Source organism: Streptomyces sp. NPDC000348, from assembly GCF_042898795.1.
Taxonomy (GTDB): Bacteria; Actinomycetota; Actinomycetes; order Streptomycetales; family Streptomycetaceae; genus Streptomyces.
This window is the reverse complement of record NZ_JBIAZD010000018.1, coordinates 63,629-76,232: the sequence shown is the minus strand read 5'-3', so window position 1 is coordinate 76,232 and position 12,604 is coordinate 63,629. Positions and strand designations below refer to the sequence as shown.

Here is a 12,604-nt window from a genome sequence, read left to right as displayed (position 1 = left end):
CGTCACCGTCAGTCGGCCACGAGCCGCACCGAGCCGGGGACGTACTCCCGCTGCCGGATCACCCGGAACCAGCCCTTCGGCAGCGTGATCGTGGCGTGCTCCTCGTGGACGACCCGGCCGCCCTCGGGCAGGTGCAGCAGGAACGGTCCGAAGGGACCCGGCTCGCGGACGAGTTCGCCCCGTCCGAGCACCGCGTGCGCGTGTCCGGTGACCTCCCCCAGGGCCAGCACCAGCCGGCCCCGGGCGTCGCGCGGCTCCTTGGGCGCGTCCGGGACGTGGGACGGCACCGCCGCGTCCGCGACGGGCACGATCAGCACGTCTCCCTGCCGGTACATGGCTCTCCCCTCCGCTCCGGCGCACGGTGCTCCGGAGTCCATGGGCGGACAGTACGAGCCGGCACTGACAACGGACCGTCACCGGACCCTCCGCCGGGCGCTGTCAGTCCCTGTTGGTAGAACTGCTGCACGCATCGCCGGACGGTCCGCACCCCGTGCCCGTGACGGCCTCGCCCACGCACCGCCTTCCTTCACGCGTCGCACGACAGGAGCAGCCCGTATGACCATCGGTGGCCACCTCGAGGAGCTGTACGGACTTCCCGCCTTCACCTTCCCCGGGCCCGGCGAGACGCCGCGTGAGCTGCCCGGACCCGACGCCGTGGCCTGGCGGATCACCGGCCACACCTACAACGACTACGAGCGGTGGACCGAGGCGTTCGCCCGCTTCCGCTCCGCGGTCGACACCACCCGGGTCCGCGCCCTGGTCGTCGGCGCCTGGGAGGACCCGTGCGAAAAGAGTTCCGGTGACGTCGTCGAGGCGCTGGTGGCCGCGCGCGACCGGCTGCCCGGCCTGCGGTCGCTGTTCCTCGGGGACATACAGTTCGAGGAGGCGGAGATCTCCTGGATCACCCAGAGCGACGTGACACCGCTGCTGTCGGCCTTCCCGGCGCTGGAGGAGTTCGGTGTGCGCGGCGGCCAGGGGCTGGAGTTCTCCGCCCTGCGCCACGACGGCCTGCGCAAGCTGGTCGTGGAGACCGGCGGCCTCCCGGTGGGCGTGGTCCGCGGTGTCGCGGCCAGCGAACTGCCCGCGCTGGAACACCTCGACCTGTGGCTCGGCACCTCCTGGTACGGTGCGGACAGCGAGGCGGCCGACCTGGAGCCGATCCTCTCCGGCGCCCGGCTGCCCCGGCTGCGGCACCTGGCCCTGCGCAACAGCGACATCCAGGACGAGATCGCCGCCGCCGTGGCGTCCGCGCCGGTTGTCGCCCGGCTCGAGGTGCTCGACCTGTCCATGGGCACCCTCGGCGACGACGGCGCCACCGCCCTCCTCGGCGGTCAGCCCCTGACCCATCTCAAGAAGCTGGACCTGCACCACAACTACCTGAGCGAGCCCCTGCGACAGCGCATCCGCGAGACGCTGGAAGCCGCGGGCGTCGAGGTGGACCTCGACCCGGACGACGCGGACGAGGACGAGGACGAGGACGAGGACGGCACCGTCCACCGCTACGTCAGCGTGGGGGAGTGAGCTCCGCGTGCGCTACTACCCCTCCCATCTGACGCGCTTCCACGGCCTGCCCGTGCACCACTTCGCCGGCCCCGGCGAGGAGCCGGGCCCCGGCCCGCACCCGATCCCTCCCGCCTCGGTCGCCTGGCGGCTCACGGCCGACGAGGAGGTGCCGTTCGAGGAGCGGTGGAGCTCCTTCCTGGACCGGGTCCGCACCGACGAGGTCGTGGCCCTCGTCGTCGGCGCCTGGTGGCAGGAGTGGGACGAGCACGGCATCGGCCCCGCCCTCGACCTGATCACGGCCGGGGCACACCGGCTGCCGAGGCTGCGGGCGGTCTTCCTCGGGGACGTCGAGTCCGAGGAGTCCGAGATCTCCTGGATCAAACAGGGCGACGCCGGCCGGGTGCTGCGCGCCTGGCCCGGTCTGTACGAACTCGGCCTGCGCGGCGCCGAGAACCTGGTGATCGAGCCGCTGCGGCACGAGGAACTGCGCAGGCTGCGCATCGAGTCCGGCGGTCTGCCGCCCGAGCCGGTCCGCGGCCTGGCGGCCTGCGACCTCCCCGCCCTGCACCACCTGGAGCTGTGGCTGGGCACCAGCTGGTACGGCGGTGACTGCACCGCGGCCGACGTCCGGGCCCTCCTCGCCATGCTGGACCGCAGCCCCCGGCTCGCCCACCTGGGCCTGTGCAACAGCGACATCCAGGACGAGATCGCCGCCGCCGTGGCCGCCGCGCCCGTCGTCGCGGGCCTGGACTCCCTCGACCTGAGCATGGGCACGCTCAGCGACGACGGGGGTGCCGCGCTGCTCTCGGGGCAGCCGCTGAGCCATCTGCGGGCGCTCGACCTCGGGCACCACTTCATGAGCGAGGAGATGACCCGCCGCGTGCGCGAGACGCTGGGACCGCACATCCAGGACCTCGGCCTCACGCCCGCCCGCCGCAGCAGGCACCGGCCCGAGGAGCGTTATGTCGCGGTCGGGGAGTGAACCGGGCCGGGCCGGCGCACCCGTGCGCCTCGCCGTCGTGGGCAATCCCGGGAACCGCAGGACGACCCTCTTCGCCGACGCCGCCCGCGCGGCCGGACTGCCCGCGCCGCGGGTGGTCCCCTGGGCGCGGGTCCTGCGCGAGGGCGGGGCCGACTTCGCCGCAGACGAGACCGTCCGGCTCGACTCGCCCGGCGGGGATCCCGACGTCGACCGGCTGCTGAGGGGCGTCCAGGACCCCACCCGCGTGGAGGGCTCGGCACGCTGGTACGCGCGGTTCACCGAGGCGGCGCGCGGACTGCGGGGCGGCATCCGGCTCGACGACGCGGACGAACTGGCCGTCCTGTTCGACAAGCGGCGCTGTCACGCCGTCCTCGACGCGGCGGACGTCCCCGTGCCCCGGTCGCCCACCTCCGGCCCGGACGCCGTACGGGTGACCGGCTGGGACGACGTGCGCACTCTGATGCGCGAGCACCGTATGCCGAGACTCTTCGTCAAGCTCGCGCACGGCTCCTCGGCCTCCGGTGTGCTCGCCGTCGAGGCGTCGGGCAGCGGCCGTGTCCGGGCCACCACCTCCGTCGAACTCACCGAGGACGGCGAGCTGTTCAACTCCCTGACGGTGCGCCGCTACGAGCGGGAGGCGGACATCGCCGCCGTCGTGGACGCCCTCGCCCCCGACGGCCTCCACCTGGAGCGCTGGCTGCCCAAGGCCTCCCAGCGGGGCCGCGCCGCCGATCTGCGGGTCGTGGTGGTGGCCGGCCGCGCCACCCACGCCGTCGTGCGCACCAGCGCCTCGCCCCTGACCAACCTCCACCTCGGCGGCGCCCGCGGCGACCTCGGCGCGGTGCGCGACGCCGTCGGGGCGGCCGGCGGCCGGTGGGCGGACGTCCTCGCCGTGTGCGAGCGCGCGGCGGCCTGCTTCCCGCGCACCCTGTGCGTCGGCGTCGACCTGCTCCCGGCCGTCGGCTGGCGCCGGTTCGCCGTCGGCGAGGTCAACGCCTTCGGCGACCTGCTGCCCCGCCTCACCGGACTGCCGGGCAGTGGGGCGGAGGGCCTCGACACCTACGCGGCCCAGGTCGCGGCGGTCCTGCGCCGCACCACCGGTCCGTCCCACCCGCACCACCAGTACAGAACGGGGACCACCCATGTCAGCGCCTGAACCGACGCCCGCGCCCGGCCCCCGCGCGGCCGCCGCACCGGACCACCCGGACATGAACGAGATCGTCGGCAGCCACGACATCCTCCTCGTCACCCTCGACACCCTCCGCTTCGACGTCGCCGCCGAACTCGCCGCCGCGGGACGCATCCCGAACCTGGCCCGCCACCTGCCCGGCGGCCGCTGGGAGCGGCGGCACGCCCCCGGCAGCTTCACCTACGCCTCCCACCAGGCGATCTTCGCCGGGTTCCTGCCGACACCCGTCGCCCCCGGCCCGCATCCGCGCCTCTTCGCGGCCCGCTTCGCCGGCAGCGAGACCACGGCCGGGGGCACCTTCGTGTACGACACCCCGGACCTGGTGTCCGGCCTCGCGCGGGAGGGCTACCGCACGGTGTGCGTCGGCGGGACCGGCTTCTTCAACAAGCGGGGCCCGCTCGGTTCGGTGCTGCCCGGCCTGTTCCAGGAGTCCCACTGGGAACCGGAGTTCGGCGTCGCCTCGCCCACGTCGTTCGAGGCCCAGGTGGCCCGCGCGGAACACGTCGTACGCGAACTGCCCCGTGAGCAGCGCCTGTTCCTCTTCGTCAACGTCGCCGCACTGCACCAGCCCAACTGGTTCCACCGGCCCGGCGCCACCCGCGAGGACGGTGACACGCGCGCCACCCACGCCGCCGCCCTGGAGTACGTGGACCGGCACGTCGGCCGGCTGTTCGCCGCCGCGAGCAGCAGACGCCGCTGCTTCGCCGTCGTCTGCTCCGACCACGGCACCGCCTACGGCGACGACGGCTACACCGGCCACCGCATCGGCCACGCGTCCGTGTGGACCGTGCCCTACGCCCACTTCTTCCTGGACCGCACCCCCGCCGAGGCCGCCCGATGACCACCACCGCCACCCCTGCCCGGACCGGCACCGAGGTCCCGGCGAGCCCGTACCGGAGCTACGTCTACGCCTACCCGCACAAGACCGCCTACCGTCCACTCGCCGACCGCCCCCGCCTCGACGCCCTCTGGGCCGCCGAACCCAAGGACGCCCTCTCCCTCTACCTGCACATCCCGTTCTGCGAGGTCCGCTGCGGCTTCTGCAACCTGTTCACCCGCATCGGCGCCCCCGACGGCCTGACCGGCGCCTATCTGGACGCCCTGGACCGGCAGGCGGCCGCGGTGCGGGAGGCGCTGGGGGAGCGGGAACCGGTGCGGTTCGCGACCGCGGCCTTCGGCGGCGGCACCCCCACCTTCCTCACCGCCGCCGAACTGCAGCGGCTGTGCGACATCGCGGAACACCGCATGGGCGCCGACCTGCGCGCGGTCCCGCTGTCCGTGGAGGCCTCGCCCGCCACGGCCACCGCCGACCGGCTCGAGGTACTGGCCGCGCGCGGCACCACCCGCCTCAGCCTGGGCGTGCAGAGCTTCGACGACGCCGAGGCCCGCGCCGCCGTACGCCCGCAGCGCCGCGCCGACGTCGAGGCGGCCCTCGGCCGTATCCGCGACGCCCGCATCCCCGTCCTCAACATCGACCTGATCTACGGCATCGACGGCCAGACGGAACACACCTGGCTGCGCTCCCTGGACGCGGCCCTCGCCTGGCACCCCGAGGAGCTCTACCTCTACCCCCTCTACATACGCCCCCTGACCGGCCTCGGCCGCCGAGCCGGAGACCCGGACCCGGCCTGGGACGCGCAGCGGCTGCGCCTGTACCGCCTGGGCCGCGACCACCTCCTCGCCCACGGCTACGCGCAGCACTCCATGCGCATGTTCCGCCGCGCGGACGCCCCGCCGCAGGGCGCGGACGACTACGCCTGCCAGACCGACGGCATGATCGGCCTCGGCTGCGGCGCCCGCTCCTACACCGCCGGCCTGCACTACTCGTTCGACTACGCCGTCGGCATGCACGAGATCCGCGGCATCGTCGACGACTACGTCTCCCGCCCGGCCGCCGACTTCGCCCACGCCGAGTACGGCCGTCGCATCGACACCGACGAGGCGCGCCGCCGGCACCTGCTGCAGTCCCTGCTCCAGGCGGAAGGCCTCGACCCCGCCGACTACCGCGCCCGCTTCGGCGGCCGCACCCCGGCGGACGACTTCCCGGCCGAGCTCTCCCGCTTCGCCGACCGCGGCTGGCTGGAGGAGGAGGCCGGCCCCGGCGCCGCGCGCCTGCGCCTGACGCCCGAGGGCCTGGCCCACTCCGACGCCATCGGCCCGGAGCTGTTCTCCCCGGCCGTGCGGGCCGCCATGGCCGCCTACGAGCGGAAGTGAGCCCGTACCCGATGGACCTGACCCTCCTCTACCGGGGCCCGCTGGCCTCCTGCGACTACGACTGCCCGTACTGCCCCTTCGCCAAGCGCCGCGACAGCCGTGAGCAGCTCCGCGCGGACCGCGCCTGCCTGGAGAGGTTCGCGGACTGGGCCGAAGCGCAGACCACCGACCGGCTCTCCCTGCTCTTCACCCCCTGGGGCGAGGGCCTGGTCCGCTCCTGGTACCGGAACACCCTGACCCGGCTGTCCCACCGGCCGCACATCCGCCGCGTCGCCATCCAGACCAACCTCAGCTGCCGCACCGACTGGCTCGCCGACGCCGACCCGGACACCCTCGCCCTGTGGTGCACGTACCACCCGGGCCAGACCCCCTACGACCGCTTCCTGGCCAAGTGCCGCGAACTGGACCGCCTGGGCGTCCGGTTCAGCGTCGGCGTCGTCGGACTGCCCGAGCACCTCGACGCGGCCCGGCGGCTGCGCGCCGAGCTGCCCGAGAAGGTGTACCTGTGGGTCAACGCCGCCGAGGGACACACCTACGACGACGCCGAGGCCGGCGTGTGGACCGCGCTGGACCCGCTCTTCCCCTACAGCCGCCGCCCCCACGCCAGCGCGGGCCTGCCCTGCCGCACCGGGGAGTCCGTGATCTCGGTCGACGGCGAGGGCACGGTCCGCCGCTGCCACTTCGTCCGCGCCGAGCTCGGCAACCTCTACGACGGCAGCTACCGGCAGGCGCTGCGCCCGCGCCCCTGTCCCCTGGCCGCCTGCGACTGCCACATCGGCTACGTCCACCTCGAAACCCTGCCGCTGTACGACGTGTTCGCGGGCGGTGTGCTGGAACGGATACCGGCCCCGGCCGGGTAGCGGACCGCGCGCGGGGACGTGTTTGCCGCGGGACCCAGCGGCAAGGCGGTGTCCATGAGCGAACAGAACAAGAACTCGCATCAGAAGACCACGTCCGCCCGGTCCGCCGCGACCAAGGCGCGGGAGACCGCGGACAAGGCGACCGCACCCGCCGGGCGGACGGCCGGCAAGGCCGCCGACAAGGCGGGTGACGTCGCGTCAGGGGCCGCGTCGGGCGCCGGGCGCGCGGCCCAGGTGGCGAGCGGCGCCGCGCAGACCGCGGCCAAGGGGGTCGAGGCGGGCCGCCGCGCGGTCGTCGCCACCTCGGGCCAGGTCGCCGCCGGCGCCAAGACGGCCTGGACGGTGATCGCCAACCGCAGGCTCGTCGCCGCCGGTGCCGCGGCCGGCCTGACCGCGCTGACCGCCGCCTCCTACGCGGTGGGCCGGCGCGCCGAGCGTCACACCCACGGCCCCCTCACCCGGATGACCGGCGGCCGGATCTGACACCGGGACGGCGCGGAGCCGGGCCCCACTCGCGCGGTGCGGCCCCGAAGAGGAAAGATGTCTCCGCAAGCGAGGAATCAACCCATGCGGAGGAGTGGGCACATGCAGCACGAGCGAGCGGGCGGCCCGGCCGGCCCCGAGGATCTCGTCGACGTCGCTCGGCTGGTCACGGCGTACTACGCGCTGCACCCCGACCCCGACGATCCGGGACAGCGCGTCGCCTTCGGGACGTCGGGGCACCGCGGCTCGTCCCTGACGGCGGCGTTCAACGAGGACCACATCGCCGCGACCAGCCAGGCCATCTGCGAGTACCGGGCCGGCCAGGGGACCGACGGGCCCCTCTTCCTCGGCGCCGACACCCACGCGCTGTCCGAACCCGCGCGGGTCACCGCCCTGGAGGTGTTCGCGGCCAACGGGGTCACGGTGCTCATCGACGGCGCGGACGGCTACACCCCGACCCCGGCGGTCTCGCACGCCGTCCTCACCCACAACCGGGGCCGCACCACGGGCCTGGCGGACGGTGTCGTCGTCACCCCGTCCCACAACCCGCCCGCCGACGGCGGGTTCAAGTACAACCCGCCGAGCGGCGGCCCCGCGGGTTCGGACGCCACCGGCTGGATCCAGGACCGGGCCAACGAGATCATCAGGGGCGGCCTCGAGGACGTCCGCCGCATCCCGTACGCCCGTGCCCTCGCCGCCCCCGGCACCGGCCGTTACGACTTCCTCGGCACCTACGTCGCGGACCTGCCGAACGTGCTGGACCTGGACGCGATCCGCGCGGCCGGCGTCCGGATCGGCGCCGACCCGCTGGGCGGGGCGTCCGTCGCGTACTGGGGCCGGATCGCCGAACAGCACCGGCTCGACCTCACCGTGGTCAACCCGCTCACCGACCCGACGTGGCGGTTCATGACGCTGGACTGGGACGGCAGGATCCGGATGGACTGCTCCTCGCCGCACGCCATGGCGTCCCTCATCGCGCAGCGGGACCGCTTCGACATTGCCACCGGCAACGACGCCGACGCCGACCGGCACGGCATCGTCACCCCGGACGCCGGGCTGATGAACCCCAACCACTACCTCGCCACGGCGATCGGCTACCTCTACGCGCACCGCGAGCAGTGGCCGTCCGCGGCCGGTGTCGGCAAGACCCTGGTCTCCTCCGCGATGATCGACCGGGTCGCCGCCGACCTGAAGCGCGAACTCGTCGAGGTGCCGGTCGGTTTCAAGTGGTTCGTGGACGGACTGGCCGGCGGCACCCTCGGCTTCGGCGGTGAGGAGTCGGCCGGCGCCTCCTTCCTGCGCCGGGACGGCTCGGTGTGGACCACCGACAAGGACGGCATCATCCTGGCGCTGCTCGCGTCCGAGATCACGGCCGTCACCGGGAAGACGCCCTCCGCGCACTACGCCGCGCTCACCTCCCGCTTCGGCGAGCCCGCCTACGAGCGGATCGACGCCCCGGCGACCCGGGAGGAGAAGGCCCGCCTCGCGAAGCTGTCTCCCGCCCAGGTCACCGCGGACACCTTGGCGGGGGAGCCGGTCACCGCGGTGCTCACCGAGGCGCCGGGCAACGGCGCGTCCATCGGGGGCATCAAGGTGACCACGGACAGCGCCTGGTTCGCCGCCCGCCCCTCCGGCACCGAGGACGTCTACAAGATCTACGCCGAGTCCTTCCAGGGCCCCGACCACCTCCGCCGGGTGCAGGAGGAGGCCAAGTCCGTGGTCCTCGCGGCACTGAGCGACTGAGCCGTACCTCGCGGGGGCGCGCCCCGGCCGCCCGCCGCGGTCGGCCGGGACGCGTCAGCCGGCCCGGAGGCCCGGGGCGGAGGGGGGCGGGGAGGTGAGGTCCGGCGGCAGGGACGTCGCCGTGGGCAGCTCCGCCGGAGCCTCCTCCGACTGCTGCAGAACGGTGTCACCGGGCCCCTCGTCCGGTGTGCCCGCACCGGTGGACAGCTGCGACCAGGCGCCCAGTGCCAGGGCGAGCGCGGCGGCCGTGCCCACCACCCGGCCGACGCGGCGCAGCCTGGCGCGCCCGTCCATCTCCCGCCAGGACGGGCCCTCCCACGGGTCGTCGGGACGCCACAGATCACCGACCGCCTCGATGCCGGCGTCCGCCCGCCGCGCACCGCCGCCGGTCCGCGGCCGCGTCCGCTGCAGCGCGGAGGGCTCCCTGGGGGCGGTGGCCCGGATGGCGCGCTCGTCGTCGGTGAGGAACCGCTGCCAGACGTCCTCGGGCAGCGACGGCGCACCGTCCCGTCCCTCCGGCGTTCCGCCGTCGTCCGGCCTCTGCGCGGTCACGTCCGTTCGTTCCTTTCGAGAATCCCGCCAGGATCATTGCACAGCGCGAAAACGGATGAACAGCGGCCCGCAGAACCGAACATACGGCTGAGACGGGGCCGGCGCACGGTCGAGGACGTCACCGCACGGCGCCGCGCCGGGATCGCCGCGATCGTCGAGTGGCCGGCCCCACGACAGCGGCCGGCGCCCTCACCGCGTTCGGCGAGCCCCCGCGGCCGCCGAACCGCAGCCGCAGCCGGCCCGGACGGCCGGTGGACACCGGGCCGTGACCGGCACCACCCAAATCTGCATGCTAGGTTCACATTTGAAAGGCGGCCGCGGACGGCCGACGCGTCCACGCACCCGGGACGGTGACATCTCATGACGCCAGAAAGCAGCGGCACCCCCGGCGAGGACGTCCCGCTCCCGCGGGTCCTGTGCGACACGGCCGCCCTGGCCGCCCTCGACGACGCGTCCGCCGGCGCCCTGTGGCGGCTCGCCGAGCCGGGCCGTCAACTCGACGCCAACGTCGTGCGCATCCCGCCCGGGCACGGGGTCGGCACCCACCGCGAGCCCGACCTCGACGTCCTCCTGCTGGTCCTCGCCGGCCGCGGCACGCTCACCGGCCCCGACGGACCCCGCCCCCTCCTCGCGGGCGCCCTGACCTGGCTCCCGCACGGCTCCACCCGCAGCCTCACCGCCGGTCCCGAGGGCCTGACCTACCTCACCGTCCACCGCCGCCGGCCCGGCATGCGTATCCGGCGAGGGAATCCGGCAGACCGACAACAGTGATCATCGCGGCCACAAACTGATAACGGCGGACAACTCCTGAACGTCTTATGCGGTCTGGACCGCTATGAAGATCTCTTTTCTGATCCACAACGCCTATGGGATCGGAGGCACGATCACCACCACGTTCAACCTGGCGGCCGCGCTGGCCGAACGGCACGACGTGGAGATCGTCTCGGTGTTACGGCACCGGGAGCACCCCAACCTCACCCCGCACCCCGGGGTGCGGCTGCGGGCGCTGGTGGATCTGCGGCGGGAGAAGGACCACCCGCTGCGCCACGGGCCCGCCAGGGTGTTCCCCGCCGCCGAGTACCGCCACCACCAGTACAGCGGGCTGACGGACGAGCGGATCGCCCAGTGCCTGGCGGACACCGACGCCGACGTCGTCATCGGCACCCGGCCGGGGCTCAACGTGCACCTCGCGCTCCAGGCCCCGGAGCACGTCCTGCGCGTCGGCCAGGAGCACCTCACCCTCGACAACCATCCGCCCGCGCTGCGCACCGTGCTGCGCCGCGCCTACCGCCGGCTCGACGTGCTCACCACCGTCACGGAGGCGGACGCCGACTCCTACCGGCGCAAGATGCGGCTGCCCGGGGTGCGGGTGGAGGCGCTCCCGAACAGCGTTCCCGATCCCGTGCTGCCCGCCGCCGACGGCACCGCCAAGGTCGTGGTCGCGGCGGGCCGGCTGGTCCCGGTGAAGCGGTACGACCTGATCATCGAGGCGTTCGCCCGAGTGGCCGCCGAGTATCCCGACTGGCAGCTGCGCATCTACGGCAAGGGCGAGGAGCAGGACCGGCTGCGCGCCCTGATCGAGACGCTCGGCCTGTGGAACAACGTCTTCCTCATGGGTGCGGCGACCCCCATGGAGGCCGAGTGGGTCAAGGGCTCCATCGGCGCGGCCGCCTCCAACTTCGAGCCGTTCGGCATGACCCTCGTCGAGGCGATGCGCTGCGGACTGCCCGTGGTGAGCACCGACTGTCCCTACGGGCCCGGCGAGATCATCAAGGACGGCGAGGACGGCCGGCTGGTGCCGGTCGGGGACGCCGCGGCCTTCGGCGCCGCCCTCCTCGACCTGGTGCGCGACGACGAGCGCCGCCGCCGCATGGGCCGGGCGGCCGTGGCCAACGCACGCCGGTTCGCCCCCGGCCCGGTCGTGGCCCACGCCGAACGCCTGCTCCAGGAGGCGGTCGAGGCCAGGAACGGCGGGCGGCGCGGCGCCCCGGAGCAGGGCGGACCGCACCACACCCTCGTCAGCCGGGGCCACGCCGCCCGCGACCTCGCCCGCGCCGCCGCGTCGAACGCGCTGCGCACCGTACGGAAGGGACGCCGATGAGCACGGCCCCGCGCACCCACTGTTCCGTCGACGCCGACGGCCGGATCACCTTCCGCCTGCGGCCGCCGGCGTCCACGCACCCCCGGCTGTCGCTGGTGCTGCGCCCCAAGAAGGGCCGGCCCGAGGAGACCACCCGCACCCTCGACCTCGAACCCCACGGCGACGACGGCGAGTTCCGTGCCGTGCTGGAACCACTGCCCCGGCTCGCGGAGGGCCGCTGGGACACGTATCTGCTGCACGGTCCGGACGCCGGACGGGAGCGGCTGCGCCCCGGCCTGCGGGACCTGCGGGCACTCGTCGGCGGCGGCCCGCCCGACCGGCCGGCACCGGTGGCCGTCCGGGTGCCGTACGCCACCAAGGACGGCTTCCTCGCGATACGGACCTGGCTGCGCACCGCCCACGCGGAGGCGGGCCCCGTCGACGTCGCCGACGGGACGATCACGGTCGGCGCCCGTCTGCACGGCGCCGTGCTCTCCGAGGGGGCGGAGGCGGTGCTGCGGCTGCGGGGCGGCGAGAACACCCTGCACGGCGTTCCGGTACGGCCCGCCCGGGACGGCGGCTTCTCCTTCACCGTCGCCTGCGAGGACCTCGTGGCCTCCGGCAGCCGGGTCTGGGACGTGTTCCTCCGCCCCGCCGCCGACGCGCCGCTGACCAGGGTCGGCCGCCTCCTCGACGACGTGGCGGACCGCAAGGAAGTGTTCGTGTATCCGCGGGTCACCGCGGGCGGGTCGGCGGTACGCCCCTACTACACGGTCGACAACGACCTCGCCGTCGAGGTGACCGCCCTCGGCTGAACGGCCGCACCGCCTCCCCGCTCTCTGCGTCCTCCTGCGGGTCCTTCCCCGCCGGAGCCGTTCCGCGTGGCGAGCGGGAGGGCCCGGCGGCCGGCCACACCGCGTGACCGCCGCCGGTCCGCCCGACGGCTCCCGCCGCCCCGAGCGATCGTTATGATGCCCGTATCGTTCAAACGAACATTC

13 protein-coding genes are annotated in these 12,604 nt (G+C 74.4%); 11 read left to right on the top strand and 2 right to left on the bottom strand.

The features are described 5' to 3' along the window. Window positions 1-8 precede the first annotated feature (8 nt). A complete protein-coding gene (locus ACFY3N_RS28870; protein ID WP_390819696.1) occupies window positions 9-335 on the bottom strand; it encodes a hypothetical protein in 327 nt (108 codons plus the stop codon). A gap of 220 nt (window positions 336-555) precedes the next feature. Between ACFY3N_RS28870 and ACFY3N_RS28865 the strand changes: the two genes are divergently transcribed. The 8 genes from ACFY3N_RS28865 (at window position 556) to pgm (ending at window position 8,974) form a co-directional block, all read left to right on the top strand. Continuing rightward, the gene (locus ACFY3N_RS28865) at window positions 556-1,521 is read left to right on the top strand and encodes an STM4015 family protein (protein WP_390819695.1); all 966 of its coding nucleotides are present in this window, start codon (window positions 556-558) and stop codon (window positions 1,519-1,521) included. Between the two features lie 7 nt (window positions 1,522-1,528). Further along, a complete protein-coding gene (locus ACFY3N_RS28860; RefSeq protein WP_390819694.1) occupies window positions 1,529-2,485 on the top strand; it encodes an STM4015 family protein in 957 nt (318 codons plus the stop codon). Further along, window positions 2,466-3,641 (top strand): STM4014 family protein, encoded by a 1,176-nt coding sequence (locus ACFY3N_RS28855; RefSeq protein WP_390819693.1) that lies wholly within the window; start codon window positions 2,466-2,468, stop codon window positions 3,639-3,641. Before ACFY3N_RS28860 ends, ACFY3N_RS28855 begins: the two co-directional genes overlap by 20 nt. Before the next feature lie 52 nt (window positions 3,642-3,693). Beyond that, the gene (locus ACFY3N_RS28850) at window positions 3,694-4,515 is read left to right on the top strand and encodes an STM4013/SEN3800 family hydrolase (protein ID WP_390819776.1); all 822 of its coding nucleotides are present in this window, start codon (window positions 3,694-3,696) and stop codon (window positions 4,513-4,515) included. Beyond that, complete coding sequence (locus ACFY3N_RS28845) at window positions 4,512-5,888, top strand: STM4012 family radical SAM protein (RefSeq protein WP_390819692.1); 1,377 nt, start codon at window positions 4,512-4,514, stop codon at window positions 5,886-5,888. The genes ACFY3N_RS28850 and ACFY3N_RS28845 overlap by 4 nt, the downstream gene beginning before the upstream one ends. Window positions 5,889-5,899: 11 nt before the next feature. Beyond that, the gene (locus tag ACFY3N_RS28840) at window positions 5,900-6,748 is read left to right on the top strand and encodes an STM4011 family radical SAM protein (RefSeq protein WP_390819691.1); all 849 of its coding nucleotides are present in this window, start codon (window positions 5,900-5,902) and stop codon (window positions 6,746-6,748) included. Window positions 6,749-6,802: 54 nt separating this feature from the next. Continuing rightward, on the top strand, window positions 6,803-7,231 hold the full coding sequence (locus tag ACFY3N_RS28835; RefSeq protein ID WP_390819690.1) for a hypothetical protein: 429 nt from the start codon (window positions 6,803-6,805) through the stop codon (window positions 7,229-7,231). 102 nt (window positions 7,232-7,333) lie between these two features. Continuing rightward, window positions 7,334-8,974 (top strand): phosphoglucomutase (alpha-D-glucose-1,6-bisphosphate-dependent), encoded by a 1,641-nt coding sequence (gene pgm, locus ACFY3N_RS28830; protein WP_390819689.1) that lies wholly within the window; start codon window positions 7,334-7,336, stop codon window positions 8,972-8,974. A gap of 54 nt (window positions 8,975-9,028) precedes the next feature. Here the strand turns inward: pgm and ACFY3N_RS28825 are convergent, their stop codons facing one another. Further along, on the bottom strand, window positions 9,029-9,526 hold the full coding sequence (locus ACFY3N_RS28825) for a hypothetical protein (protein WP_390819688.1): 498 nt from the start codon (window positions 9,524-9,526) through the stop codon (window positions 9,029-9,031). Window positions 9,527-9,886: 360 nt separating this feature from the next. Here ACFY3N_RS28825 and ACFY3N_RS28820 point away from each other — a divergent pair, with 360 nt between their 5' ends. From ACFY3N_RS28820 to ACFY3N_RS28810, 3 genes are all read left to right on the top strand, one after another. Further along, window positions 9,887-10,297, top strand: coding sequence for a hypothetical protein (locus tag ACFY3N_RS28820; protein ID WP_390819687.1), 411 nt, complete (start codon window positions 9,887-9,889; stop codon window positions 10,295-10,297). Window positions 10,298-10,361: 64 nt separating this feature from the next. Beyond that, the gene (locus tag ACFY3N_RS28815; RefSeq protein WP_390819686.1) at window positions 10,362-11,627 is read left to right on the top strand and encodes a glycosyltransferase family 4 protein; all 1,266 of its coding nucleotides are present in this window, start codon (window positions 10,362-10,364) and stop codon (window positions 11,625-11,627) included. Then, window positions 11,624-12,421, top strand: a complete 798-nt coding sequence (locus ACFY3N_RS28810) for a transferase (RefSeq protein ID WP_390819685.1) — start codon at window positions 11,624-11,626, stop codon at window positions 12,419-12,421. Before ACFY3N_RS28815 ends, ACFY3N_RS28810 begins: the two co-directional genes overlap by 4 nt. Window positions 12,422-12,604 lie beyond the last annotated feature (183 nt).